Genomic DNA, 25784 nt, shown 5'->3' on the forward strand with positions numbered 1-25784 from the left:
CAATTATTTCGTAGACTGTCGCTCTTCAATTCTGTGAGGAAGTACGACTGTCTGATCGTCGATTGATTCTTTATTCATCAGCTTTGTTAACAGGCGCATAGCAACTGCCCCAATATCATATAGCGGCTGAACAACTGATGTCAGCTGAGGACGTACCATTAAAGCAAGCTTTGTATTATCAAAGCTCATTACCTCTATGTCATCAGGAATATTTAGCCCTTCATCCTGCGCACCGTGTACGACGCCGAGTGCCATTTCATCATTTCCGACAAAAATAGCTGTTGGTTTCTGATCAAGTTCACGAAGCTTCGCCCAGGCATCAAGACCGCTGTCATATGTGTAATCTCCTTCAAATACAAAATCCTCATTATACGTCAGGTTATTGTTTTCCAGTGCAGCTTTGTATCCTTCAAGCTTCATTGAGCGGTTAATTGTATCGTGGAATGGTCCGCTGACAAAGGCAACATGCTTATGCCCTTTTTCGATCAGTGATGACACAGCATCCACTGAAGCCTGATAGTAATCAATATTAACTGAAGGTGTCTGGTTTGTCTCTTCTACAGAACCTGCAATCACAATTGGAACTGGTGAGCGCTGAAATTCAGCTACGTGCTCTTCCGTAATACGGCCGCCCATAAATACAATCCCATCCACCTGTTTACCAAGCATGGTATTCAGGAGATGAAGTTCTTTCTCTTCATTCTGATCTGAGTTGCTCAGGATAATGTTGTACTTATACATGGTCGCAATGTCTTCAATCCCGCGTGCAAGTTCAGCGAAAAAGATATTTGAAATATCAGGAATGATGACGCCGACAGTTGTTGTCTTTTTACTTGCAAGACCGCGCGCTACAGCATTTGGACGGTATCCAAGTCGTTCGATTACTTCAAGTACCTTTTTTCTGGTTGCAGGTTTTACATTCGGGTTTCCATTCACTACCCGTGAAACAGTCGCCATTGAGACGTTTGCTTCACGCGCTACATCATAAATTGTAATGTTCATTGACAGCACTCCTTTGATCCATTTTCATTTATTTTCATTTTACACGAAAAATCCTTTAAAACGAACTAATAACTTAGTATTGCTCAATTACCCTATCATACTCGACTGATAAGGCGCTTTCAACAAAATCAAAAAAAATCTGAAGCTTTATGACAAAGCTTCAGATTTTGTTCAATTATTTAGCATGTACACCCAGGTATTCCTGGATTGCGTTCCAAAAATGATCAAATTGCTCGAAGTTCATCTGCTGGGCAGAATCTGACAGTGCAACTGCCGGATCAGGATGTACTTCAGCCATCACACCGTCAGCTCCTACAGCAAGTGCTGCCTTGGCAGTCGGCAGTAACAGGTCACGACGACCGGTAGAATGTGTTACATCTACGAATACAGGTAAATGCGTTTCCTGCTTCAGAATCGGCACTGCTGAAATATCAAGTGTGTTTCTTGTTGCTTTTTCATACGTACGGATTCCACGCTCACAAAGGATAATCTTATCGTTACCCTGAGCCATGATGTATTCAGCAGCATTAACGAATTCATCAATAGTTGCTGACAGACCGCGCTTTAGCAGTACAGGCTTTTTGGATGCACCTGCAGCTTTTAACAGTTCAAAGTTCTGCATGTTACGGGCACCGATCTGGATCACGTCAATGTAATCCACTGCTTCTTCAATATGAGCAGGGTTTACAATTTCACTGATGACTGCAAGGTCATGCTTGTCTGCTACCTGCTTTAAAATCTGCAAACCTTCAAGTCCAAGCCCCTGGAAGTCATATGGAGACGTTCTCGGCTTGTAAGCTCCGCCACGAAGCAGTTTCAGCCCTTTCGCTTTCACTTGCTCAGCAACAGCGTCAACCTGCTCAAATGATTCTACCGCACATGGTCCGAAGATAAATTGAGGCGTACCATTACCAATGCTTTCACCTTTCAGCGTTACAATTGTATCCTCATTTTTCTTCTTCCGGGATACAAGCAGCGCTTTGCGGTGATCATCCTTTTGTAATTCAAGTCCTGCCTTAAAGATCTCTTTAAAAATATGCTCAATGGTAGAATTCAAAAACGGACCTTTGTTATGCTCCTTCAGAAGATCAAGCATCGCCCGCTCACGAACAGGTTCGAAACGGTTCATTCCCTGCTTCTCTTTTACACGTCCAATCTCCTGTACAGTTTCTGCACGCTGATTAATCAGTTCAAGAAGCTGAAGGTTCATCTCATCTACTTTCTTTCTAAGCTGGTCTAATTCAATATTCGTCATAACAAAACATTCCTTTCATTTGAAAATACCATTGATTGTCTAGCTGTCTTTTCCATCTATCTGAATTGTGTTACATTTTGATAGAAGGTTTCAGCCGATCAATTGTAGATCATTATATATGATGTTTTTTAAAAAGTCACGTAAAATATTTTATTAATTAAACGCTTTTAAGCGGTAAAGCGTAAAAGGACAGGTGTGCAGTTGTGAAAAAACTATTTGCATTGGATATCGGAACCCGTTCAATTGTTGGTCTGATCATGACCGTGGATCCATCAGGTTATGAGCTGATTGATTACATTCAAAAGGAACATAAAGAACGCGCCATGCTCGACGGCCAGATCCATCACGTCCCGGCAGTCGCTTCACTTATTACAGAAATCAAACAGGAGCTTGAAGAAACCCACGGGCCATTAAAAGAGGTCTCTGTAGCAGCCGCCGGACGGGCTTTAAAAACGCAGAGAGCGGCCTATTCAAAAGAAATGCCAGCTGATAAAGCACTGACTAAGCAGGATATCTTACATATGGAATTAAGTGCCGTTCAATCTGCTCAGGAAGCTGCTGCTGCAAGTGAAGATAGTCAGCACTATCACTGCGTCGGTTACTCCGTCATTCGCTATCAGCTCGACCATCAGGAAATTGGCAGCCTTGAAGACCAGCTTGGGGATCACTCAGGCGTTGAAATCATCGCAACCTTTCTCCCACGTGTTGTCGTAGAATCACTGCTTGCCTCGCTTCACAGAGCAGGTCTGAAAATGAATGCACTCACGCTTGAGCCGATCGCGGCGATTAATGTACTGATTCCTCCATCTATGCGCAGACTGAATGTAGCACTGGTCGATATTGGTGCAGGTACCTCAGATATTGCCATTACAAATGAAGGTACAGTTACCGCTTACGGGATGGTACCTGTGGCAGGTGATGAAATTTCAGAAGCACTGAGCGACCAATTTCTTCTCGACTTTAATGCATCTGAAGAGCTGAAGAGGGATTTAACCAGCTTCGATGAAGAGATTGAGTTTACAGATATACTCGGGTTTACTCAAAAGCTTTCTAAAGAAGACATCATCAAAGAAATTCTTCCGGCAGTTGATCAGCTCGCCGACGCTATTTCCAGGGAAATTTTCACCCTTAATCATGAATCATCCCCTAAAGCAGTCATGCTTGTTGGAGGTGGCAGCCTTACACCTGAGCTGACTGTAAAGCTGGCTGAGAAATTAAACCTCCCTGCAAATAGAGTCGCGATTCGGGGTATAGAAGCGATCCAGGGCTTGAAACTGAGTCAGAAAACGGCTGTCGGACCTGAACTCGTCACACCTGCGGGTATCGCAATTGCAGCGAACCAAATGCCTATTAACTATATGCCTGTTAAAGTAAATGGACATGACGTCAGGCTGTTTGAAATCAGGGAGCTCACAGCAGGTGATGCGATCCTTTCGGCCGGATTAAGTGTACCAAGACTTTATGGAAAACCCGGTCTCGCAAAAATTGTAAAAATCAATGGCAGCACCGTCACCCTTCCCGGCACGCACGGACTCCCTCCTGTATTGATGATTAACGGGAAGGTGAGCGACTTTAATTCTCCAATACAGGCAAACGATGAGCTGATTGTTAAAGCAGGAAAAAACGGTGCAGAGTCCGCTGTCCAGATAAAAGACTTACTTGAAGAATCCCTGACAATGGATGTGACAATTAACAGCAGACTTTATCAGATTAAAAGAAAAGCTTTTGTAAACGGCAGTGAACGAGATGTTGAAACATTGGTTCAGGACCGCGATGACATTACAATTGAGCAGAAAATGACTGCAGCTGAAGCATTTTCAAAAGCCGGTATGATCCTGCCCGAACCTGAAAATACTTTTTATCTCAATATAGACGGAAAAGGCACCTACTTCCCTCAGTGGGATCATGTTTTTATTCATAATGGTCAGTCCTTCCCTTTTAAAAAGCTTAATCGGACGATTCAAAATGGAGACCAGCTATCCTGCCCTCCTGTTCCGCCAAGGACGGTAGGAGAATTGAAGAAGACCATGAATATGATCGAAAGCAAAGGGATAGTCTATTTTAATCATCAGGAAATTAAAATTTCATCAGCATCTACCCGGGTTTTTAAAGACGGAGTTTTATTAGGGGACCATGAAAAGCTTACAAGTGGAGATTCGATTGAAATTAAAACAAGTTCAGAAGGTATGATTTTTCAGGACATATTTAATTATGTAGATTGGAGTCCTCCAGCTTCGGCTACAAAAATTGAAATTAAGAAAAACGGGGAAGATTGTGCACTGTCCTCTCCAATCATGCCTGGCGATGCACTCGAAGTAATTATACATTCATGACAAGTTAAAAAGCTGGCCACGAGGGCCAGCTTTTTATCTTGAGCTTGCTTCTTTCAACGCTTTTTCAGTAATACGTGAATGAGAAGTATTCCAGACCGGCTGACCATTCTTCACATGAAAGACCTGTGGTGATTCATGGCGGGTATTGAAAGCTTCTGCAATGTGTGTTGATGTTTCACGTGTTTCCTGAATCGGCACGTAAACAACCTTTGCTGTTCCGTTATCCGAAAATGCTTTACATGCCTGGTAAGCAGCCGATGAAATCGGGCATGTCAGACTATGTTTTAAAATGAAAAAGTCTTTTTCATTTTGCAGAACCTCATTGAATTGTTCTACACTCGAAATCTTTTCCATCAGGCTCACTCCTTTAGTTTAACCTATCGATTCGTACTGAGCGGCTCACTTGAAGTCGGTGGTGTTAATGGATCTACAGGGTGAACGGTTGGAAGTGAAGGATCCTTCGCTGTAACAAGCGTAGGATCCTGCTCCTGAGAATTCTCTTTAGAGCGGAATGACTTCACTTTTTCAACGACGCCACTTGACTGATCCTGAACGTTCTTAGAAATAACTGCTGACTTTTCTTTTGCAAGTGCAGCCATTTCCGAGCTCTTCATTACAGCCTGATCTTTCCATTCATAAGAACGATCCTTCAGTTTACCGGCCTGCAGGTTTAAATCCTGTCGGAATTCTCCTCCAGATTTAGGTGCCAGAATCAGGGCAGTAACTGCTCCTGCAATACTTCCAATTAATGCGCCAAGTACAAAATCTCTTGAGTTTGTGTTTTTTTCCATCACTGATCCTCCTGCGTTGTTTTATTTTTGATTTTCATCAACTGGGGGCAATGCACGCTGAGGTTCAGGGTATTGCTGTTCACGGGATGCGTACTCTTTCTTACGCGTCTTCCACTTATTACGGATTTCCATTGCCACATTGCTCCACTGAACGACCTGAGCAATCTTCTCTTCATTCTGTTCAGCAGTCTGTGTAACAGAATGAGTGATTTTCCCAATTGAATTATTGAGCTGCTGTACATTCGTTCCTACACCTTTAACTGCATCAACAACAGAGTTCAGCTTAGCTGATTTACCCTGGATATCTTCAGCCAGTCCATTTGTTTTATGTAGAAGTTCAGTCGTTTCTGTTGTAATCCCGTCAAGCTGCTTCTGAAGTGCAGCAACTGTGTCTGCCAGACTGATTAATGTTTTCTTAACTGCATTAAGTGTAACTGCCAGACTGATACATAAAATTAAAAAGCCTCCTGCTGCAAGCAGCGCACTAATATAAAGTAACATTTCCATAATCTCTTTCAGCTCCTTTCTATTATAATTTGGTATTACCCTTGCCCCCTGCTACCTAAACGCTCATAGTTCCTATTCTCTAAAGATCTCCTGATTTCCTTCATAAAATTCAAATTCAGCATAAAAAAGAGGTCTGATTGATTCAGACCTCCTAGAATTTATCACGATTGATCCTTAATCCAGTCTTCAAAAGCTTCCTGAAATTTCTGAACGTCTCCTGCACCCATGAAGAGGAATACGCCGTCTTCATGTTTTCCAAGAACGGATGGATCTTCTACAGTTAAAATCTCTGCACCCTCGATTTTGTTCTGAAGGTCTGAAATTGACAGCTTGCCATGATTTTCACGTGCAGAACCGAAAATTTCACACAGATAGACATGGTCTGCACCCTTCAGGCAGTCTGCAAACTCTTCAAGGAACGTTTGTGTTCTTGTGAAAGTATGCGGCTGGAAGATCGCAATAATTTCTCTGTCAGGATATTTCTTTGAAGCAGAGTCAAGTGTTGCTCTGATTTCAGTTGGGTGGTGCGCATAGTCATCGATCAGCGTTCTGCCGCCAATATGCTTTTCAGTGAAACGTCTCTTAACACCGCCAAATGTTTTCAACTGTTCCTGTACCACTTCAGTGGAGATGCCTTCATAATGGCATAGCGCAATGACTGAAAGCGCATTAAGAATCGTGTGATCTCCATACATCGGAATGTCAAATGATGCGAAATATTCATTTCTTACAAAAACATCAAATGAAGTACCTGTCGGTGAAGTTTCTACATTACGCGCCTGGAAATCATTTTCTTCATTAAATCCATAGAATAAGACAGGCACATTTGCTACCAGGCTTTGAAGATGATCATCATCACCGCAGGCAATAATACCTTTGTTCACCTGTTTTGCCATATCCTGAAATGCTGAAAAGACATCATCAATATCAGCAAAATAGTCAGGATGATCAAAGTCAATGTTTGTCATAATCATATAATCCGGTGAGTAGGAAAGGAAATGTCTGCGGTACTCGCAGGCTTCAAATACAAAGTATTTGCTGTCTTCATATCCCTTTCCGGAACCATCTCCGATCAGATATGAAGTCTGGTCAGCTCCCTGCATCACGTGTGCTAATAATCCGGTTGTTGATGTTTTTCCGTGAGCACCGGATACACCTACAGAAATATATTTATTCATAAAATCACCAAGGAATTTGTGGTATCTGATGAGTTCAATTCCCTGGTCATTTGCTGCCTGAATTTCTTCATGATCATCAGGGAAAGCATTGCCGGCAATTACAGTCATATCCGGTTTGATATTTTCTTTATTAAAAGGCAATATTTTAATGCCTCTGTCTTCAAGAGGCTTTTGTGTAAAAAAGCGCTTTTCAATATCTGATCCCTGTACCTCGTGATTCATATCGTGAAGAATTTGAGCAAGGGGACTCATCCCCGATCCTTTAATTCCTACAAAGTGAAAACTTGTCATGGTTGAACCTCCAACAGTCAGCTGCGCAGGCAGTCTGACAGTATATAATTATCTTTATGATTGGCACATATTTTGTTATTATAACATGTTTTAAAATGTGAACAAATAAACAGTTTATTTTCCTGATCTCGCCATATCCTGCAGCTCTGACAGATCTTCATAAGCCATCAGCACATCGCGCGGTTTACTGCCTTTTGATTCTGAAATCCAACCGTTTTTTTCCATCATATCAATGAGTCGCGCAGCACGGTTGTAACCAATTCGGAACTGCCTTTGCAGAAGCGATGTTGAGGCGCCTCCCTGTTCGATGACGAATTCACATGCTTCTGTCAGCAGCTCATCTTCTTCATCTTGAAAATCAACTTTAGCAAGCAGCTCTTCCTGCTCAAATAAGTAGGATGCTTTACGTTCATTTCTTACGTGGTTTGCTACTTCATCAATTTCATCATCAGATACAAATGTTCCCTGCAGTCTGACAGGCTTAGATGCACCATTTTCAAGGAACAGCATGTCTCCTCTGCCAAGCAATCGCTCAGCACCGGAACTGTCAATGATCGTTCTTGAATCCACCTGAGAGCTCACTGAAAAAGCAATTCTCGTTGGCACGTTGGCTTTGATCAGCCCCGTAATCACATCCACGGAAGGCCGCTGCGTTGCGATCAGTAAGTGAATACCACATGCCCTTGCTTTCTGTGCAATCCGGCAGATGGCTTCCTCAACATCTGCAGGTGCCATCATCATCAGGTCAGCAAGCTCATCGATGACCACGACCAGGTACGGCAGCTTTTGTGAATAGTTACCTTCATTTTTAACTTTATCATTGTATCGTTTGATATCTCTTACACCTGCATGAGCAAAGAGCTGATAGCGTCTTTCCATCTCTTCTACAGCCCATTTAAGCGCAGCAGTTGCTGCTTTCACATCAGTAATGACAGGGCTGACCAGATGTGGAATATGGTTATAGGGTGCAAGCTCAACCACTTTAGGGTCAATCAGCAGCATTTTTACATCATCCGGTGAAGAATGGTACATCAGACTAATCAAAATAGAGTTAATGCAGACACTTTTCCCTGACCCTGTTGCACCTGCAATTAAACCGTGTGGCATCTTACTGATGTCAGTGACTACAGGCTTCCCTTCAATATCCAGTCCAAGCGCTACAGGGAGTGTAGCATCACTATTTTGGAATGCTTCGTCTGCAAGGATTTCCTTAATGGCAACAGGTCTGCTGTGCGGATTGGGAATTTCAATCCCTACGGCCATTTTGCCTGGTATAGGTGCTTCCATTCTGATATCTCTTGCTGCAAGACCAAGTTTAATATCATCTGTGAGACTTGTAATTTTACTCACTTTAACCCCTTTTTCCGGGAATAATTCAAAGCGCGTGACAGATGGTCCCTGTGTAACATTTTTCACTGTTGCACTCACATTGAAATGAAACAGTGTTTCGTTTAACAGTTCAGCCTGATAATCGAGCCAGTCCTGATCAGGTTCAGCATGTACTGGCGGTGCCAGCAGATCGAGTGAAGGCTTCATAAAATGCGGCAGGTCATCGTCACTCTGCACAACTTCCGGCTGGTTCTGATCAGTTGAAGCCGGCTTTTCTTCTGATTGCTTTCGATGATCATTATTATATGCATCATCTGGACGTTTGCGTCTATCCTGCTTCAGCATCATCACGTTGAACGGTACTCTTGCACCTCTTGGTTTTTCCTGAGCTGCGCGTCCAATTTCAGCTGCCGGCTTATCTTCAGGGGTCTGTTCTTCACTTTTTGCAGTCGGACCCTGAACTTCTTCTTCAATTTCTTCAGCCGGTTCTGTGTAAGTTTCAGCTGACATATCTTCTTTTGCTATTGCTAATTCAAAGTCTTTCTCTTCTGCTTCAGGTGGCTCTTCACTATTACCAGCCTTCTGATCAGATTCCGTCTTCTCAACAAACGGATCAACCTGTATTTCTTCAGTTGCAACAGGGATTTCTTCTTCATCTTTTATAGCATTTGGAGAAGGAATGGTTTCTTCTGTTTTAGTCATATCCTGCTCTTGTTGCTCTGTTCTTTGATTATGTTGTTGATCAGCAGGAATTTGTGCTTTCTTTTCTTCAATTGAATGAATTTCAGCTTGCTCTGTTTGCTTTTTTTCTTTTGCAATTTTTCTTTTCAGCTCACTGAAAGATGAGATTTCATATTCAACAGGCTCGAGGTTATGTACAGGCTTTGTTTTTTTAGATCTTTCTCTTGGTGACGGAATATCAGTCGGTTTAAAGGGTCCTGCATGAGGGCTCTTTTCAATAATTCTAGATTTTTCTTTTTCCGGGTGGGCTTCTTTTTTCGGTTCACGTTCTTTTTTATGAGATGATTCATCCGGAATCAGTGGAAATCTGAATTCCCCTTTTGGATATTGATATGACACCTTAGTCTGGAGATCTTTTCTGGCTTCCTGTTTTCTAGGTGCTTCTTTTTCTATATAGTCATCCTCCTGCCTTTGAACGAAGGACAAGAGTTTCTGAATCCAGTTCATATACATCACTCTTTCTATTATGTTCTCATTCATTCTAGCAGGTTTTATCCTTTTTTCGCTTAATTTAAACAAAATTGGTCATTTTGGTTTACGGCGTGGAAAAAATCCGCTCTGTCATTTAAACAGAGCGGATTTGTGTTACATGCTGAATGGTTCCCCTGCATGTCCATCTTCTAATACAAGGATTCCTTTTTTCTCAGGCGCATTCGGCAGACCTAGTTCCTTCGCTGAACAGATCATGCCGCTTGAAGGCACCCCTCTCAGTTCAGCATCTTTAATCACCATACCGCTTGGCATTACAGCGCCAACCTTAGCGACAACAACCTTTTGTCCGGCATCCACATTCGGAGCACCACACACGATCTGCAGGCGCTCTTCCCCAACATTTACCTGACAGATATTCAGCTTATCTGCGTTTGGATGCTTATCTATTTCTTCCACATATCCAATCACAAACTTCGGTGAAAAGTCTGAATCGATCTGATGATCAAATCCGCTTTCCTGAATCATTTGATTCACTTTCTGAAGCTTCTGTTCATCCATTTTTACCGGTCCTTCTGAACGAAATTCCTGCTCAGGCTGACCGAAAATGTTATAGCCGGTTACTTCATTGCTTTCACTATTTTTAATCTGCACCACGTTACCCTTTTTCTCAAAGGTCTTCTCATGTCGTGGTGTATCCTTTAATTTAACAATCAGTACTTCCCCAACGCCGCTTTCATTATAAAATACGTTCATTCTTTTGAATCTCCTTTATTTTTACTTTTATTTTTGCCTAAAATAAAGACCGGCTCAAGCTCACCTTCTTCATACAGGAAGGATAGCGCTGTAATAGGCACATGGCCTGCAGCGAAAAATGACATAGCCATCTGTGCAAGGACATCATAACCCGTTTCATTTCTCATATCACCAATAATCAGTACATCCTGATGAGGAACAGCGATTGTCATCTCACCTTCCATTTTTGAAGACATGTCTTTTAAGAAAGACTCATTCAGGATCCGGCTTGCATCATATCCATCATTAGAGTTCAGGAAATAAAACACATTTCCGGCTACTTCATCTCTCTTCATTTCTGTATCAAGTGAACGCACATTAAACATCGCAATTTCCTTTACCTGATCTCTTGTCCAGGATTGTTTTTCTAGCAACTGCTCATCAATCATACGGTACGTATTACCAAGATCGACCGCATAATATATACGTGTTTCTGCTGTATGCTCATCAAATACAAACGGAACTCCTTCAGAAGATTCACCTGGAAATGATGTAGAGCGGATCACAGGAAAGATTTGTTTTTCAGCTTCTTCAACAATTGTTTCTTTCCCCATGACAGCTAATGCCTCGTTTATATAATACACAGTTTCTGCGATTGCTTCATCCTTCTTTTCATTCCACTTTCCGACAACGCTTGGCAGGGACACTTCAATCCCTTTTTTTGTGTCAGCATTTTCTATACGAAGCTGATCTTTTTCACGGTTATAGCGGATATTCCGACCGGATTGTTCGAGCTTCTCTGTCAAAATCTTTTTCATTTTAATTGAGTCCATTTTCTCAGCCATGGTACCCCTCCTAAATATTAATTGGCTCTGTTAAAAATGGCTGTGATTTCCGCTCCAGGGGGACGCTTTCCGCGGCCGGGCGGTGAGCCAGCAGGCTTCGCCATGCTCTGTCTCACACGTCCCTTCCTGCCGCAGGAGTCGCCCCCTTACACTACAATCCCAGCTGTGAAGAAACTAAAATAACCTTTAACAAAGCTTAAGAATTAAAAGTAGTTAATGAATATGCCAGATTATTTATCCTTCAGTCATCTGTTATTCAAACTTAATGAATCAAGTTTTATAGTTAATTTTATTGTAGAAACCCTTTATTTTTTCTCCGCATTTCATTGTACACGAAAACAACCCGGTCCTAAAGCAATTCACTTTAGAAGCCGGGTTGTGGAATTAAATTATGAAGCTTTCAGTCCGTCGATAAACTGTTCAATTTCTTCCTGTGTCTTGCGGTCTTTGCTGACAAATCTTCCTGTTTCCGTTCCATCTTCAAATGCAACAAAGCTAGGAATACCAAATATACTTAGATCAGCACAGATATCAATAAACTCATCGCGATCAACATAAATGAACTGATAATCAGGATACTTACTTTCAACTTCCGGTAAAATCGGTTCAATCACTCTGCAATCCGGGCACCAGTCTGCTGAGAACATAAAGATGTGCTTTCCGCTTTTTTTTATTTCGTTAAACTGTTCAATTGATTCAAGCTTTTTCATGTTTGACTCCTCCTGTAGCAATTCTCATCTGGCCGGGTTTAATCATCCCTGCCTTTAGCATGTAATGAGATATTAACAGGCTGATCACTGCTGGTCCAATAATATGCAACAATCCGACTTTTAATAATACGTCCATTGTAAAGCCCATTGTATCAAAAGTCATGATCTGACCAACAAAGCCGCTGGTTCCCATGCCTGCGCCGGATGCGTTATTCTCCATTTGAAACCAGATGGTCCCGATCGGTGCAAGCAGTACACCTGCTGCTGTTGGTGGAATCAGGATAAGCGGATTCCTGACGATGTTAGGGACCTGAAGCATTGAGGTACCAATTGCCTGAGCAATAGAGCCTCCCCACTTATTATCACGGTAGCTTGCCACTGCAAATCCAATCATCTGCGCACTGCATCCGATTGCTGCTGCTCCCGCTGCAAGCCCGTCCAACTCAAGCATGAGCGCAATCGCAGCACTTGAAATCGGCGCAGTGAGAGCAAGTCCCATCAGCCCCGCTACAAGCATTCCCATAACAAGTGGGCGTTGTTCTGTTGCCCAGCCAATCGTTTCTCCGGTTGCCTGCATAAATGACTGTATTTCAGGACCCACCAGTGCAGAAATACCGTACCCTGCTGCAATCGTGACAAATGGCGTAACGATAATATCGATTTTAGTGGACCCGCTGACCAGTTTCCCAATTTCAGTTGAGAATACTGCTGCAACATAAGCCCCCGCAGGACCTCCAAGCGCATAACCTGCTGCTCCAGTGATAACCCCAGCAAACAAGACAAGCGGCGGTGCTTTTAAACCGTATGCTACAGCTGCTCCAATCGCAGGACCAGCAAGACCCATTGCGAGCGCGCCCATTTCTGTCAGGAATGAAATACCCAGTTCGTTCCCGGCGGTCTGCATAATCAGTCCGATAATTAACGAACTGAAAAGTCCGAGCGCCATAAAGCTTAATCCATCAATTAAGTATGTCTTAAAAGAAATATGTATGCCTTTTTTCTTCAAAAATCCCATGCTGTCCTCTCCTTCCCATAATAGTGTAATGACAAGTGTAAAGGTTGTAAAGTTAATTTTGCCGATTAAGTAGATTTTTTAACAGACACACAAGCTTTATACTAAAAAACCCGAAAGATTACTCTTCCGGGTTTTTCTGGGTCCATTCTGTTGATCTGACTGTCTCCATCATCCATTTTGCATTACTGCTGATGTCTTCAAGATTAGTGATCGTTGTCATTTTTGTATAATTCATGCCTGTCGTCAGCTCATAGCTTTCTTCATCAACCTGTCTAAGCAGTACATAGCCAAATCGGTCTTTTTCTTCAAAAGTCTCATTGACGAGCCACTCTTCTTCAGCAGCTTCAGTCATTGTATAAATAACATCATTCCCTGCTTCTTCATTTAAATGATGAAAAAGAACAAATGTCTCATTACTTTTTTCAATTACCGCATTGTGATCAGACGTTTCAGCGATTTCAGCATTATAAGGAAGGTGAACTTCCAGGTCATCTAATTCAGTATTCGGTCTTTCTGCTTCATCAAGGAAAATCTCTTCGACTTCCTCTAATGATTTTTCTCTTTCCTGCTCTATTGTTGTATTACAAGCTGCAAGTACAGCGGATGTGAAAATAATAAATAAAATAAACAGATGTTTCTTCAATGGTCTTCCTCCTTTTGAACACGTTCGCTACCCATCATACTAATCCACTGACATTTTGACAACCCTTTGAAGCAGCAAATCATTTCCAGCCCGATTTTAGCCATGTTATACTTTAGCTATTACATATGAAAAAGGGGCGATTTGATGGAACTGACAATTTATCTGGCAGGAGAGATTCACAGTGACTGGCGCGCAAAACTGAAAGAACAGGCTGAATCACTTCCATATAAGCTGCATTTCACCGGGCCAATGGAAAATCACAGCCGTTCTGATGATATTGGAGAAGAAATTCTCGGTGAGCAGCCGAATGCGATTTTCAAAGATGACGCTGCCTCTGCTTTTAATAATTTGCGTACTCAGGTGCTGCTTCAGAAATCAGATTTAGTGATTGCTTTATTCGGGGAGCAGTATAAGCAGTGGAATACAGCGATGGATGCTTCTGCAGCGTTGACAATGAATAAACCGCTGATTCTGATCAGACCCAAAAAGCTGCACCATGCACTGAAAGAACTATCACGTAAAGCAACAGTTACGGTTGAAACGCCAGATCAGGCGTTAAAAGCAGTATCATATATTTTTGAAACTGAGTAAGAAAAAAGGGATCGCCTGAACGATCCCTTTTTCTATTTGTTTTTTTCGTATTTCCACTGACCAATCAGGAGTTCAACAATATGCTCAAACATTTGTGCTCTCGTGATTCTTCCATTTGTAAAAAACCCGACTGCGCCATCATGCTGTCTGATATTTTTCTGACTGCTGAACTCTTGCATTAGAGGTCCAAGCTCCTGCCCTTCACGAAGTGGCACTGCAAGTTCATCAGGCAGTCTGATACTCGCTCCTGATGCTGTAAATGGTTCTTTAAAACCAGGGACGGTAAGGGCACCCCAGTTACAGATATAAAGACCATCCACCATCTCAGCTACGCCACCTTCAAGACCGAGACCGGCAGCTTCCGGAAAACATGAAGCAGCATTAACTGCGCGATTGATCGCACCCTGCCTCGTTTCGTCATGGCCAAAAGGCTGATCATTCACTCCTGATTCTGTTTTAAACCCTCTTACTTCACCAAAGTTCCAGCAGGCTTCAGCCGCTTGGACTTTTGCTTTATTTGTTGTACCTAATGCCAGATTCACGATTATGACCCCTGTCTGATTGTCTCAACAGTTGATTTATCACATGATTTAACCAGCTTCACGAGCAATTCTTTTGCCGCTGCATAATCATCAATATGAATCATTGAAGCAGATGTATGGATGTATCTTGAGCAGATTCCGACAACTGCACTTGGCACACCTTCATTGGAGATGTGGACGCGGCCTGCGTCAGTTCCACCTGCTGATACAAAATATTGATATGGAATGTTATTAGTCTCAGCTGTATCGAGAACAAATTCTCTCATACCGCGGTGAGTGACCATGCTGCGGTCAAGGATACGGAGAAGTGTACCTTTTCCAAGCTGACCAAATTCATTTTTATCACCTGTCATATCGTTTGCAGGACTCGCATCCATTGCAAAGAAGATATCAGGCTTGATCAGATTAGCGGCAGTTTGTGCCCCTCTCAAGCCGACTTCCTCCTGAACCGTTGCCCCACTGTAAAGCGTATTTGGCAGTGATTCGTTTTGAAGCTCTTTAAGCAGTTCGATTGAAATACCGCAGCCGTAGCGATTATCCCACGCTTTCGCAAGAATCTTTTTCTTGTTTTCCATTGGCGTGAAAGGGCATACCGGTACGATTTGCTGACCAGGTAAAATGCCCATTGATTCAGCATCTGCTTTATCATCCGCGCCAACATCAATCAGCATATTTTTAATATCCATTGGTTTTGCACGCTTATCTTCACTTAACAGGTGAGGCGGGATCGAGCCGATGACACCTGTAATTTTCTTATCGTTCGTTACAATATCAACGCGTTGTGCAAGCAGAACCTGACTCCACCATCCGCCAAGTGTCTGAAAGCGGATCATGCCGTTATCCGTAATACCTGTCACCATAAAACCGACTTCGTCCATATGACCTGCTGCCATCACGACAGGACCATCTTCAGGTCCCTTTTTTAATCCAAAAATACTGCCCAGCCCATCCTGTACGATTTCATCTGAGTACTTTGAGAGCTCCTGCTTCATCAGTTTTCTGATTGCATGTTCATTACCCGGCGCGCCAGGCAGTTCTGTTAATTGCTTAAATAACGCAAGTGTATCCTGATTCATTATGTATACTTCCTTTCGTAATTGCATTCCATTCTATTTTACAGAACTTTCTTTCAGCTTTCCACTTGCAGTGATGAAATTGGAAGAACCTGCTCTTTTTTTAAGTGCATAGACGGATGGAATCCGCTATACTGAATGTTAGTTGAATATCCGGAGGTGAAACGTATGAATTGGAAAGATGCAGCGCTTGGTGCAGCAGTAGGCTTAGCAGCCGGTGTTGCCATTAGTCAGAGTGCAAATGCAGTACAATCAAGTCAGGTTTCTGCTGAAAAGGTGCTTCAGAATGTAAAAGATCAGTTTAAGCAGGATGGCCCGATTGATGGCTCGTGGATTCAGATGAACCCAGAAGATCATCAGGTACTCGCAGTGAAAAACAAAGTATATCGTGGAGGCATTTCCCGCCACCACGGCAGTGAACTTGAACAATTCGAATTTATTGCTGATGCTAAAACAGGCACAGTGATGGATGTGTATAAGATATAATGGTAATGGCTGAGCAGATCACAGGAACGTGGTTTACTCAGCCTTATTTTATTTAACCGTTCCGCTGCGCTTCAGGCGGACGCCTTCCGGACGGTTGTTGCTGAGCCTCCTCACCTTCGGCTGCGGGGTCTCAGCTTCCAACTAATCGTCCCGGAGTCGCCGCCTTACGCTTCGCTGCACTCAAAGATATATCATAACCTTTTCTTTACTTCGATATTGTTTTCAAAACTTACTTATCAGTCTGTAAAAGGCGTTCTCTTAAGCTCACCAATTACTTCTTTGCCTGTTTCATTCCATTTGATCATACGCACCTGTGCGTCATGGTAAAAGCTGAACCACCAGCCGTTGTTCAGTCCGTCTTTCACCCACTTTTCTTTCGCAAAAACAGATGTCATCGGGTAATCATCGTAAGCAAGCACCCACAGTGGATTCTGATGGGCATGTGTCGGCATCAAATCAGCCATATGCAGAACCACTTCCCCATGCTGCTCCATCTTAACAATGCAGTGACCGTCACTATGACCTCCCGTGTGGATCATCGTTAACCCGGGCAGTACTTCCAGCTCCTCTGAAAAAGTTTTCACCTGATCCTGTACGGCCACCCAGTTTTCCTTCCAGTATGTATTTCTTGATCTGATATTCGGGTTCCTGATTTCATTCCATTCTGTTTCACTCGCATAAATCGTTGCATTCGGAAATACGGATTTCATTTCCTCTCCATCAGGCGTTGTTAAGCCGCCGATATGGTCAAAATGCATGTGGGTCATGACGACTGTATCAATATCTTCAACAGTCAGGTTCAGTTCGCTGAGCGAGCGTTCAATCGATGCTTCGCGTGTAATACCGTAATTTCGCTTTTTTTTCTCATCATATTTACCGGTGCCCACACCGGCATCAATCAGGATATTTCTTTTACCTGTTTTGACAAGCAGCGGTTCTGTAACCAGTTCAATCTGATTCTTATCATTTACAGGATATTTCTTAGACCAGAGCGGCTTTGGCACCACGCCAAACATTGCCCCGCCATCCATATTCGTAATGCCTCCATCGAGCCAGTAAAGCTCCCAGTCACCAAATATAAATGAATCCATTACATTCGCCTCCTATTTGTATACGCTTACATATTATCATAGAAAGAATGGGTTTGCTAAAGCAGGATTGGTGTTGCAAGTGTTTTTGCTGAAGTTGCACGTATTTACCTTCTAGTTGTAGCGATACACCCGGCAGGATGTAGCAATCTCCTCTGATCCTGTACGTATTCAGCCACAACATGTACCAATTGATTCTCCACACTGCTTACAAATAAAAAACCATCCTCTCTGTCATCCAGAAAGAATGGATCCAACATTATTGATAGCGCACTTCGCAGCGGTAGATCGGCTGTCCCATTGAAGAAAACTTTTCCTCATATTCAGTCATGACATTTCCTTCAAAGTCGCTGTTATGAAGGTCCAGGCTCACATAGGTTAACAACAGCCCATAAGCTGAGAAGCTCTGGAGTGAATACTCAAACAGTCCTCTGTTATCTGTTTTGAAATGGATTTCACCATTTTCAGGAAGAACGGTTTTATAAAGATCTAAAAACTTTTTAAATGTCAGGCGGCGCTTTTCATGTCTTGTCTTTGGCCATGGATCTGAAAAGTTAAGATACACGCGGTCAACTTCGCCTTTTTCAAACACATCTCCAAGAATTTCAGCATTGATTGTCAAAAGCTTCACGTTCGGGATATCAGCCTCCAGCATTCTGTCCAGCGCACTGATTGCGATACTTTCTGATAGCTCAATTGCAATATAATTCACTTCCGGATGCATTTTTGCCAGTTCAGTAATGAATCTGCCTTTACCTGACCCTACTTCAATATGCAGCTCATTGTTGTTGCCAAAAACCTCAGCCTTCCAATTGCCTTTATGTGATATGGGCTCAGCAGGTACATATTGCGGATGTGCTTTTAAGTGACCTTCAGCCCACGGCTTATTCCTTGCTCTCATAATCATATACTCCTTTATTTTGTTTTAAAATTTTCGTAATAGTAGATTTTCATATGTTCAGCTGACCCTTGGAATGCAGGACGAAGACTCCTGCGGCAGGAAGAGACGTGTGAGGCAATGGCGAAGCCTGCTGGCTCACCGCCCGGCCGCGGAAAGCGAAGTCCTGCATGGAAAGGGGCAGCGGTTATTATAATCTGAAATCAAAAATAGCCTGTACTCTTCTGTTGTTGCCAGAAAAGGATCAGGCTACTTCGGGTTTTCTTTCTGTTGGGTGCGCTGGAGGAAGTTCATCCATTTTGTCACATCATGCAGGCGGCCTTTGTCTTTTTGCCACTGCAGCATCACAAGCGCCTGGCAGACGACATACCATTTCATACGCAGCCTGAAATCGACAGTCAGCTCTTCGCCGTAATGTGACATCCAGCTGCTCCATTCCTGCTCAGGTACGTACCAGTATAAAAGCATCCCTACATCAACTGCAGGGTCTGCAAGCATTGCGCCATCCCAGTCTATTAAAAATAATTCATTCACATCAGATAAAAGCCAGTTATTATGATTCACATCTCCATGACAGACGACATAGCTTTCCGCCGAAATTTCATCAAGGTGATAACGTAAAAAAGAGAGTGCTTCTCTTACAGGCGGCAGATACTTCAGATCAGTATCGAGCGTATCGGCTACTTCTTTATACATAAGAGAAGGATCATAAGGTTCTTTTCCCAGTCTTTGCAGCATAGAAGTTAATGGCCTGGAGCTATGAATTTTTTTCAGCATTTTCGCGATTCGGGGACCGTTCATTTCATCTGCATGAAGCTCACGACCATTCAGCCAGTGCTGCGCTGTAATGACATCACCGTTTTCAAGTCGTTTTGTCCACTTTAACCTTGGCACAATCCCTTCTGCTGACAGTACAGCTAAAAAAGGTGATGAGTTGCGCTTAAGAAAAAGCTTCTGTTCATGATATCTCGCAAAAAAGGCTTCACCTGAAGCGCCTCCTGCAGATATGATCTCCCAGTCCTGGTCATCAAATAAATGTTCCAATTCATTCACCTTCTATAGAGGAGTGGTTTAAGAGCTACATTCATAGAATAGAAAAAGATAGCAACTAGACAAAGCGCTATCCTTTTAAAATATTATCGTTTTTCCCTATCATTCGTCAAGAGCCAACTTAGATGCAGTCCGGATTTCACGAGGTGCAACGTTAGCTTTTAAAATGCGGTCCGCTTTTAACAGACCATTGTCTTCTCCGTCTGCATGCACTCTCACACCTCTATCTGTCCGGCAGGTGACTGCATCTGTTCTAATCAGACTTACCTCTTTATACTTGGTATGGCTGCCCCTGAATACACTGACAAACACGAGCAGAAATTTTAAGCGTGATAATCCGTGAACAACCGTAATATCAAGCTTTCCATCTCTGCTGTCTGCCGATGGTGCAATGATCATTCCCCCACCGAAATAAGGCTGATTTGAAATTGTCATAAACCATACACGGTCAAACCTGTATATTTGCTCATCAGCAGTCAGTTCAAGTGTATAAGGTCTGAAGGTCAACAGCTGACGCACTAAAAAAACGACATAGACAACTTTTCCAATCGACAATTTATTTAAAACCTTTTTTATTTTCGACTGATTCGCAGCATAGGCGACTTCAGCATCAAATCCCGCTCCCATATTGCTGACAGCAGTTCTGACTGCATTCATTTCATATCTGATCACATCATGCTCCTCGCAGACTGCGCTATCCAATAATTCAGGAAGCTGTCCATTCAGCTTAAAACCGCCAAAGTATCTCGCGAAGTCATTTCCTGATCCTGTTGGAATCGATGCAAATACTGCATACTGATGACCGGCAGCTCCGTTTACCGCTTCATGCATGGTGCCGTCACCGCCTGATATTATAAAGCACACTTTCTCTGAAGGGTGACATTCGCACCAATCTTTAATTCTATTTTCAGCATCATGCTTTGATGTTGTCATCCATACTTCAATTCCGGCTTCTTTTAACACAGGAAGGACAGCAGATAATTGCCGCTGATCAATTCCTTTTCCTGCATGCGGGTTAAAGATAGCGATTCTTTTCATTCTTCTGTGTCCGACATGTCCTCACTCCACTGCATACGTTTGACTGAGGTAGTCTGGGTGTATTCAATGAGAGACCGTGCTGCTTTCATCTGCATATGTTTAAAAGGTGATGACATTGTCCGCTGGTGCTGATGCCACTTTTCAATGTTTCTTTTATCAATGACTTTATAGCCATAAGGAATGTCAGGAAAATCTACATAACCGGTTCTTGTCAAAACCGCTTTATGAATTGTAAAGTCAACGTCATTTTTATCAAAAATCTGCTGAACAATTGATGCTGTACGGTCAAGAGATATCAGAGGGTTCAAGAGCGTATGCTCACTTTCCCCCTGCTTGACCTTCCAGAACCGTTCAGTTGATCCGACAAATACAGTTCCCTCTCCTTCTTCAAGCATGGAAATACACCATAATCCGGTCGGTGTAAAAAGAAGGATCTCAAGTTCTACAGGTGCTTTTTTCAACAGCAGGATCGGTTCGTACATTAATAAAAATGTATCCGGGAATCGCTGAAGAAAAAATTTCAATTGATCATCCCGATGATATTTCGGATCCACATATGATTTTTCTGTCAGCGTTGAACTTGCCCATTTCAGCTGGAACTGAAGCAGCTGATCTAAATAAAGATGCTTCAGATCATCCAGCGTTTCAGGTTTATAATAGACTGACGGCTCAAAGGATAATTCATCCGTTTCCTCTTCTACGGGCCGCTCTTCAGGCTCATCCTGCTGCTTCACCAGTATTTTTTTAAAACGCTTCAGCAGACCATCTTTTCCTTCGACCTCTTCTTTAAAGCGCTCAATTTCTTCTTCATTTAAAAAAATGCCGCCATCTTCCCACTGCTGTCTGATTTTCGTCCACTGCTGCTTTTTCAGCCTGACGTATTGTGATGGGTAGCGGATCATATCTTTCTCATAACGTGACACATAATCCTGCAGCTTAATCAGCTGTGCCATTGTTTTCACCGCTTTCTTTTAACTTAAAAGATTGATAGACCGTATACATCGGCGAATCGCCGGGATTAATCTCATATATTGTAACCTCTTGTACCGTATCATTGATTGGATTAATCGGACCTTTATAAACGAAGCCCGGCTCACCCTTCCATTTCTTTGCAAGTGTGGCGTGCGGACGGAATGGCCTGTTTTCACCCTTATCAATCAGCCTCACTGCATCCTGTACCTGCCTGTATAAAGTTGTCAGTTCATCTGAATCTTCAGAACCCGCCCACCATACTCTTGGTGACGCATCAGGTCCGAATGTATCAATATGACTGAATGTTAATGGAAACGCGCTGCACGCTTCTATCCTTTTATCGAGCGCTTCAGAGACAATGTTAAGCTGTTCTTCAGATACTGCACCCAGAAATGACAGGGTGACGTGCAGATCAGCCTGGTGTGGTATTTTCTTGAACCAGTCTTCATTTAAATAAGACTGGCGCACGTTATGTAATGCTTCTTTTGCCTGGTCAGATAATGCACATGCAATAAAATAATGGTTCTCCATGACAGACCTCCATCATTTTGTATTGGCTTCATTATAACGTTTTTTAAACAACTGGACAGTCTAAATTGAATCCTTACGGCTGAAAAGGTAGAATGAAAACACGTAACTGTCTTGAAAGGATGATAATCATGAAAGTTGTTAATAACATTGCAGAATTGATTGGGGATACACCTTTTGTTAAATTGAACCGTCTGCAGCCTGAAAAAGGTGCTGCAGTTTATGCAAAGCTTGAAAATTATAATCCGAGTAAAAGTGTAAAAGACCGTGCAGCTTTTAATATGATTGTTGAAGCTGAAAAAGCCGGCTATTTAAAGGCAGGTTCAACAATTATCGAGCCGACAAGCGGAAATACAGGAATCGGCATTGCGATGAATGCAGCAGCAAGAGGATACCGCTCGATTCTTGTTATGCCGGATACGATGACAGCAGAGAGAATTAACCTCTTAAAAGCATATGGGGCTGAAGTGGTGTTAACACCCGGAGATGAAAAAATGCCTGGGGCGATAAAAAAGGCAAATGAACTGTCAAAAGAAATTGAAGGCAGCTTCGTACCAATGCAATTTGAAAACTTTGCGAATCCTGATGCGCACAGAAAATCAACTGCCCTTGAAATCATTGAAGCAGCCGACCAGCTTGGAAAGCCACTGAGTGCTTTTGTTGCCACAGCAGGTACAGGCGGAACAATTACAGGAACTGGTGAAGTGTTAAAAGAAAAGTATAAAGATCTTCAGGTTCATGTCGTTGAACCGGCAGGCTCTCCTGTACTCTCAGGTGGCAAACCAGGGAAGCATAAGCTTGTGGGGACAAGCCCGGGCTTTATTCCTGATATTTTAAATCAGGATGTGTATGATAAAATTCATAAAATTGAAGATGAGCAGGCATATGATATTACAAGACGTCTGGCGCGCGAGGAAGGCATTCTTGTAGGGCCTTCATCTGGTGCGGCCTGCTTTGCAGCTATAGAGGTAGCAAAGACGCTGCCTGAGGATTCATTTGTCGTGTTTATTGCGTGTGATACAGGTGAAAGATATCTGTCTAGCGATGTTTTCAGGTATGAATAAGTTTTGACTTTGAAAACTCAAAAAACCCTCCCATTGCTATTATGGAATGGGAGGCTTTTTATGATTGCTCTTAATAAAAATTTAAAGTGTAATTGTCTCTGTCAATGCACCGCACTGATTTTCAACTGCTTCTTCAAATGCTTCCTGCAGCTTGCGCGTCCAGCTGCCTGGTGTGCCGCCTGCGATTTGCTGATCGTTCACTAATGTCAGCGGCATGACTTCTGCAGTGGTACTCGCCATAAATACTTCTTCAGCATTGTATAGCTCATCAAGCGTAAATGCCTTCTCTTCTACATTCAGCCCAATGTTTGCACAAAGTTTAATGATTTCACGGCGTGTGATTCCGTTTAGAATCAGGTTTGTTGCCGGATGTGTATACATTGTATCGTTAGAAATAATAAACACGTTTGATGAAGACCCTTCTGTTACTGTCTCATCCCTGTGCAGGATTGCTTCAAAGCCACCCTTAGAAACTGCTTCCTGTTTAGCAAGCAGGTTACCGAGTAAGTTCAGGCTCTTAATATCACATCTTAGCCATCTCACATCCGGTGTGGTGATCGCTTTTACACCAGCACTCATATCGTTAACGGGACGTGCTACTTCTTTTGTATAAGCAGTTAATACAGCATTTTGTTCCTCAGGGAAGTGGTGCTGTCTTGATGACGCGCCTCTTGTTACCTGCAGATAAATAATACCTGTATCCAGGTTGTTGTCTGTCATCAGTTTTTCAAGTCTTGCTGTTAATTCCTCCAGTGTGAAAGGCAGTGTAAGAAAGATTTTTTCTGCCGATTCGAACAGTCTTGTCAGGTGCTCTTTTGCTGTAAACATCTTACCGCCATATACTCTGACTACTTCATATACACCATCGCCAAACTGATAGCCGCGATCCTCGATATCCACTGTGCCATTAACACGGTCTAAAAACTGATCATTTACAAGAATTGTACCCATACTGATCTCCCTCTCTATAATTGCTTCTCACATGCAAGCTGATAAATGGCTTCTGCATAGATTGCAGTCGCTTTTAATAAGTCTTCTATTTCAATATATTCATCTTTCTGGTGTGCAACATCTTCTCTTCCCGGAAATAGCGCTCCGAAAGCGACGCCTTTTTCAAGTGAACGCGCATAAGTGCCTCCACCGATCGCGAGCAGCTCACCTTTATTACCCGTCTGCTTTTCATATACAGATAAAAGTGTCTGGACAAATGGATCATTACCATCTACGTGATGAGGCCTGGAATGATCTTTAACATTAACGCTGATGTGATGGTGTTTCATTTCACTGATCAGCCACTCAAGCTTCTCATCCATATTATAGGTTACAGGATAACGAATATTAATGCCGAAATACGTATCCTTTTCATCAAAGCGGATCAGACCTGTATTCAGTGTCAGATCACCGCTGATTTCATCTTTCCCGGCGATACCGAGCGCGATCCCTCTTGACCCGTTATACAAATATTTATCTGCAAATGCGGCAAACGTTCTCGCTCTCGCGTCAAGCTCAAAGTGTTTTAGAAATCTGAGCAGCAGGATCCCGGCATTAAGTCCATTATCCGGCTCCATGGCATGAGCTGATTTCCCGTGCAGTTCCATCGTGAGGAGGCCGCTTTTTACATAAAAATCACCTTTAAGTTCATGCTCTTTCAGAAATTCCTCATACTCCTGAAGCAGGTAAGTCTGTTCAGCATGTACGGTCAGCTCTGCCTTTGCATAGTCAGGAACCATGTTATAGCGCTCACCGGAATGGAATGTATGCATTTCAATTTTAGGTGCATGCTCATCCGGTTCAAATTGTGTCAGATGAAAATCTGCGTCCAGGATCCCTTTTTCCGCATGAATCACAGGGAAGTCAGCATCCGGCGCAAAGCCGATTGTCGGCATTTCCTCTTCTTTAAAATAATGATCCACGCAGCGCCAGTCACTTTCTTCATCTGTGCCAATGATCATCCGGACTCTTTTATTCAGCTTAAGGCCGAGTTCATCAATAATTTTCATCGCATAATAGGCGGCAATTGTCGGCCCTTTATCATCAATGGCTGCGCGTCCATAAAGTCTGCCATTTTCAATGGCACCTTCAAACGGCGGGTAAGTCCAGCCATTTCCGGCCGGCACAACGTCTACGTGACATAAAATACCGACCAGGTCATCTCCCTCACCCATTTCAAGGTGACCGGCGAGATGACCGACATTTTTACTGTTAAATCCGGACGCAACACCAGCATCCAGTAAGTATTTAAGTGCCCGCTTAACCTCTTTTCCAAGAGGTGCCTCTTCGTCTGCGTCTGACTCATCCAGTACGCTTGGAATCGCAATAAGCTGCTGCAGCTCTTTTAATATGTCGTCTTTTCTTTTATCCACTTCATTCATCCAACTGATCGTCACGGCATTCACCCCGTTCTTCGATAATGGTCCTATTATAGAACATTTCCACGGTGGAATCACCATGAAATTTGATTCAGATGAAATTTAAGAGACATAACACGAACAATTTATAACTATAATATGTTAATAGTTTGTAAATGGGTAGAAAAGGGTAGAAATTTATTTAAATGGGGTGTACAATGAAATTGTCAGACAATAACGATTGTCGAAAAAGAATGAAAAGGGGCTGTCGTCAGGCATCCAATTTTACTTCTCGCAATAAT

Annotated in this window: 26 protein-coding genes; 4 read left to right on the plus strand and 22 right to left on the minus strand. The window is 42.7% G+C overall.

Annotated features, from left to right (window positions below; all coding sequences use genetic code 11):
• Positions 1 to 3: 3 nt before the first annotated feature.
• Together ccpA and LG330_RS12680 are read right to left on the minus strand one after the other, a co-directional pair.
• On the minus strand, positions 4 to 1002 hold the full coding sequence (gene ccpA / locus LG330_RS12675) for a catabolite control protein A (RefSeq protein ID WP_404404381.1): 999 nt from the start codon (positions 1000 to 1002) through the stop codon (positions 4 to 6).
• A 175-nt stretch (positions 1003 to 1177) separates the two neighbouring features.
• Positions 1178 to 2257, minus strand: a complete 1080-nt coding sequence (locus LG330_RS12680; RefSeq protein ID WP_404404383.1) for a bifunctional 3-deoxy-7-phosphoheptulonate synthase/chorismate mutase — start codon at positions 2255 to 2257, stop codon at positions 1178 to 1180.
• A gap of 203 nt (positions 2258 to 2460) precedes the next feature.
• Here LG330_RS12680 and LG330_RS12685 point away from each other — a divergent pair, with 203 nt between their 5' ends.
• Positions 2461 to 4590, plus strand: coding sequence for a cell division FtsA domain-containing protein (locus LG330_RS12685; protein WP_404404385.1), 2130 nt, complete (start codon positions 2461 to 2463; stop codon positions 4588 to 4590).
• Positions 4591 to 4623: 33 nt separating this feature from the next.
• Here the strand turns inward: LG330_RS12685 and ytxJ are convergent, their stop codons facing one another.
• From ytxJ to LG330_RS12735, 10 genes are all read right to left on the minus strand, one after another.
• Positions 4624 to 4944 carry a bacillithiol system redox-active protein YtxJ gene (gene ytxJ / locus LG330_RS12690; protein WP_404404387.1) on the minus strand — a complete coding sequence of 107 codons (321 nt, stop codon included), beginning with the start codon at positions 4942 to 4944 and terminating at the stop codon, positions 4624 to 4626.
• Positions 4945 to 4967: 23 nt separating this feature from the next.
• The gene (locus LG330_RS12695) at positions 4968 to 5381 is read right to left on the minus strand and encodes a YtxH domain-containing protein (RefSeq protein ID WP_404404389.1); all 414 of its coding nucleotides are present in this window, start codon (positions 5379 to 5381) and stop codon (positions 4968 to 4970) included.
• A gap of 21 nt (positions 5382 to 5402) precedes the next feature.
• Positions 5403 to 5888, minus strand: coding sequence for a DUF948 domain-containing protein (locus tag LG330_RS12700; protein WP_404404391.1), 486 nt, complete (start codon positions 5886 to 5888; stop codon positions 5403 to 5405).
• A gap of 161 nt (positions 5889 to 6049) precedes the next feature.
• The gene (murC, locus tag LG330_RS12705) at positions 6050 to 7357 is read right to left on the minus strand and encodes a UDP-N-acetylmuramate--L-alanine ligase (RefSeq protein WP_404404393.1); all 1308 of its coding nucleotides are present in this window, start codon (positions 7355 to 7357) and stop codon (positions 6050 to 6052) included.
• A gap of 114 nt (positions 7358 to 7471) precedes the next feature.
• Positions 7472 to 9874, minus strand: coding sequence for a DNA translocase FtsK (locus LG330_RS12710; protein ID WP_404404395.1), 2403 nt, complete (start codon positions 9872 to 9874; stop codon positions 7472 to 7474).
• A 138-nt stretch (positions 9875 to 10012) separates the two neighbouring features.
• A complete protein-coding gene (gene ytpR, locus LG330_RS12715; protein ID WP_404404397.1) occupies positions 10013 to 10612 on the minus strand; it encodes a YtpR family tRNA-binding protein in 600 nt (199 codons plus the stop codon).
• Entirely contained in the window at positions 10609 to 11424 is an 816-nt protein-coding gene (locus LG330_RS12720; protein ID WP_404409598.1) for a DUF1444 domain-containing protein, read from the minus strand. Before LG330_RS12720 ends, ytpR begins: the two co-directional genes overlap by 4 nt.
• Positions 11425 to 11825: 401 nt before the next feature.
• Positions 11826 to 12146, minus strand: coding sequence for a thioredoxin family protein (locus LG330_RS12725; protein WP_404404399.1), 321 nt, complete (start codon positions 12144 to 12146; stop codon positions 11826 to 11828).
• Positions 12133 to 13161 (minus strand): PTS transporter subunit IIC, encoded by a 1029-nt coding sequence (locus tag LG330_RS12730; RefSeq protein ID WP_404404401.1) that lies wholly within the window; start codon positions 13159 to 13161, stop codon positions 12133 to 12135. The genes LG330_RS12725 and LG330_RS12730 overlap by 14 nt, the downstream gene beginning before the upstream one ends.
• Before the next feature lie 118 nt (positions 13162 to 13279).
• Positions 13280 to 13804, minus strand: coding sequence for a hypothetical protein (locus LG330_RS12735; RefSeq protein ID WP_404404403.1), 525 nt, complete (start codon positions 13802 to 13804; stop codon positions 13280 to 13282).
• Positions 13805 to 13948: 144 nt separating this feature from the next.
• Here LG330_RS12735 and LG330_RS12740 point away from each other — a divergent pair, with 144 nt between their 5' ends.
• On the plus strand, positions 13949 to 14395 hold the full coding sequence (locus tag LG330_RS12740; protein ID WP_404404405.1) for a YtoQ family protein: 447 nt from the start codon (positions 13949 to 13951) through the stop codon (positions 14393 to 14395).
• A gap of 32 nt (positions 14396 to 14427) precedes the next feature.
• On the opposite strand, the gene LG330_RS12745 is transcribed toward LG330_RS12740, so the two are convergent.
• Both LG330_RS12745 and LG330_RS12750 read right to left on the minus strand, forming a co-directional pair.
• Complete coding sequence (locus tag LG330_RS12745; RefSeq protein ID WP_404404407.1) at positions 14428 to 14937, minus strand: DUF84 family protein; 510 nt, start codon at positions 14935 to 14937, stop codon at positions 14428 to 14430.
• A gap of 2 nt (positions 14938 to 14939) precedes the next feature.
• Positions 14940 to 16013: a M42 family metallopeptidase gene (locus LG330_RS12750; protein WP_404404409.1), complete on the minus strand. Its 1074-nt coding sequence runs from the start codon at positions 16011 to 16013 to the stop codon at positions 14940 to 14942.
• Positions 16014 to 16178: 165 nt separating this feature from the next.
• Between LG330_RS12750 and LG330_RS12755 the strand changes: the two genes are divergently transcribed.
• Positions 16179 to 16496, plus strand: a complete 318-nt coding sequence (locus LG330_RS12755; protein WP_404404411.1) for a hypothetical protein — start codon at positions 16179 to 16181, stop codon at positions 16494 to 16496.
• A gap of 236 nt (positions 16497 to 16732) precedes the next feature.
• Here LG330_RS12755 and LG330_RS12760 read toward each other — a convergent pair whose 3' ends face one another.
• From LG330_RS12760 to thpR, 6 genes are all read right to left on the minus strand, one after another.
• Positions 16733 to 17587 carry an MBL fold metallo-hydrolase gene (locus tag LG330_RS12760; protein ID WP_404404413.1) on the minus strand — a complete coding sequence of 285 codons (855 nt, stop codon included), beginning with the start codon at positions 17585 to 17587 and terminating at the stop codon, positions 16733 to 16735.
• Between the two features lie 256 nt (positions 17588 to 17843).
• Entirely contained in the window at positions 17844 to 18485 is a 642-nt protein-coding gene (gene trmB, locus LG330_RS12765) for a tRNA (guanosine(46)-N7)-methyltransferase TrmB (RefSeq protein WP_404404415.1), read from the minus strand.
• Between the two features lie 246 nt (positions 18486 to 18731).
• Positions 18732 to 19526, minus strand: a complete 795-nt coding sequence (locus tag LG330_RS12770; RefSeq protein ID WP_404404417.1) for a phosphotransferase — start codon at positions 19524 to 19526, stop codon at positions 18732 to 18734.
• Positions 19527 to 19634: 108 nt separating this feature from the next.
• Positions 19635 to 20570 carry a diacylglycerol/lipid kinase family protein gene (locus tag LG330_RS12775; RefSeq protein WP_404404419.1) on the minus strand — a complete coding sequence of 312 codons (936 nt, stop codon included), beginning with the start codon at positions 20568 to 20570 and terminating at the stop codon, positions 19635 to 19637.
• A complete protein-coding gene (locus LG330_RS12780) occupies positions 20567 to 21523 on the minus strand; it encodes an NERD domain-containing protein (RefSeq protein ID WP_404404421.1) in 957 nt (318 codons plus the stop codon). Before LG330_RS12780 ends, LG330_RS12775 begins: the two co-directional genes overlap by 4 nt.
• A complete protein-coding gene (thpR, locus tag LG330_RS12785; RefSeq protein WP_404404423.1) occupies positions 21507 to 22073 on the minus strand; it encodes an RNA 2',3'-cyclic phosphodiesterase in 567 nt (188 codons plus the stop codon). The genes LG330_RS12780 and thpR overlap by 17 nt, the downstream gene beginning before the upstream one ends.
• Before the next feature lie 128 nt (positions 22074 to 22201).
• Here thpR and cysK point away from each other — a divergent pair, with 128 nt between their 5' ends.
• Positions 22202 to 23134 (plus strand): cysteine synthase A, encoded by a 933-nt coding sequence (gene cysK / locus LG330_RS12790; protein ID WP_404404425.1) that lies wholly within the window; start codon positions 22202 to 22204, stop codon positions 23132 to 23134.
• 81 nt (positions 23135 to 23215) lie between these two features.
• Here the strand turns inward: cysK and dat are convergent, their stop codons facing one another.
• Positions 23216 to 24085: a D-amino-acid transaminase gene (gene dat, locus LG330_RS12795; protein WP_404404427.1), complete on the minus strand. Its 870-nt coding sequence runs from the start codon at positions 24083 to 24085 to the stop codon at positions 23216 to 23218.
• Positions 24086 to 24099: 14 nt separating this feature from the next.
• Positions 24100 to 25521 carry a dipeptidase PepV gene (pepV, locus tag LG330_RS12800; RefSeq protein WP_404404429.1) on the minus strand — a complete coding sequence of 474 codons (1422 nt, stop codon included), beginning with the start codon at positions 25519 to 25521 and terminating at the stop codon, positions 24100 to 24102.
• Positions 25522 to 25784 lie beyond the last annotated feature (263 nt).

Origin of the sequence: Jeotgalibacillus malaysiensis, from assembly GCF_044789845.1 — a bacterium.
GTDB lineage: Bacteria > Bacillota > Bacilli > Bacillales > Jeotgalibacillaceae > Jeotgalibacillus > Jeotgalibacillus malaysiensis_A.

Bases quoted from the DNA above. Each gene is read 5' to 3' on its own strand.
- ccpA (WP_404404381.1), bottom strand. From the start codon at position 1,002: ATGAACATTACAATTTATGATGTAGCGCGTGAAGCAAACGTCTCAATG.
- LG330_RS12680 (WP_404404383.1), bottom strand. From the start codon at position 2,257: ATGACGAATATTGAATTAGACCAGCTTAGAAAGAAAGTAGATGAGATG.
- ytxJ (WP_404404387.1), bottom strand. From the start codon at position 4,944: ATGGAAAAGATTTCGAGTGTAGAACAATTCAATGAGGTTCTGCAAAAT.
- LG330_RS12695 (WP_404404389.1), bottom strand. From the start codon at position 5,381: ATGGAAAAAAACACAAACTCAAGAGATTTTGTACTTGGCGCATTAATT.
- LG330_RS12700 (WP_404404391.1), bottom strand. From the start codon at position 5,888: ATGGAAATGTTACTTTATATTAGTGCGCTGCTTGCAGCAGGAGGCTTT.
- murC (WP_404404393.1), bottom strand. From the start codon at position 7,357: ATGACAAGTTTTCACTTTGTAGGAATTAAAGGATCGGGGATGAGTCCC.
- LG330_RS12710 (WP_404404395.1), bottom strand. From the start codon at position 9,874: ATGAACTGGATTCAGAAACTCTTGTCCTTCGTTCAAAGGCAGGAGGAT.
- ytpR (WP_404404397.1), bottom strand. From the start codon at position 10,612: ATGAACGTATTTTATAATGAAAGCGGCGTTGGGGAAGTACTGATTGTT.
- LG330_RS12720 (WP_404409598.1), bottom strand. From the start codon at position 11,424: ATGGACTCAATTAAAATGAAAAAGATTTTGACAGAGAAGCTCGAACAA.
- LG330_RS12725 (WP_404404399.1), bottom strand. From the start codon at position 12,146: ATGAAAAAGCTTGAATCAATTGAACAGTTTAACGAAATAAAAAAAAGC.
- LG330_RS12730 (WP_404404401.1), bottom strand. From the start codon at position 13,161: ATGGGATTTTTGAAGAAAAAAGGCATACATATTTCTTTTAAGACATAC.
- LG330_RS12740 (WP_404404405.1), top strand. From the start codon at position 13,949: ATGGAACTGACAATTTATCTGGCAGGAGAGATTCACAGTGACTGGCGC.
- LG330_RS12750 (WP_404404409.1), bottom strand. From the start codon at position 16,013: ATGAATCAGGATACACTTGCGTTATTTAAGCAATTAACAGAACTGCCT.
- LG330_RS12755 (WP_404404411.1), top strand. From the start codon at position 16,179: ATGAATTGGAAAGATGCAGCGCTTGGTGCAGCAGTAGGCTTAGCAGCC.
- LG330_RS12760 (WP_404404413.1), bottom strand. From the start codon at position 17,587: ATGGATTCATTTATATTTGGTGACTGGGAGCTTTACTGGCTCGATGGA.
- trmB (WP_404404415.1), bottom strand. From the start codon at position 18,485: ATGAGAGCAAGGAATAAGCCGTGGGCTGAAGGTCACTTAAAAGCACAT.
- LG330_RS12775 (WP_404404419.1), bottom strand. From the start codon at position 20,570: ATGAAAAGAATCGCTATCTTTAACCCGCATGCAGGAAAAGGAATTGAT.
- LG330_RS12780 (WP_404404421.1), bottom strand. From the start codon at position 21,523: ATGGCACAGCTGATTAAGCTGCAGGATTATGTGTCACGTTATGAGAAA.
- thpR (WP_404404423.1), bottom strand. From the start codon at position 22,073: ATGGAGAACCATTATTTTATTGCATGTGCATTATCTGACCAGGCAAAA.
- cysK (WP_404404425.1), top strand. From the start codon at position 22,202: ATGAAAGTTGTTAATAACATTGCAGAATTGATTGGGGATACACCTTTT.
- dat (WP_404404427.1), bottom strand. From the start codon at position 24,085: ATGGGTACAATTCTTGTAAATGATCAGTTTTTAGACCGTGTTAATGGC.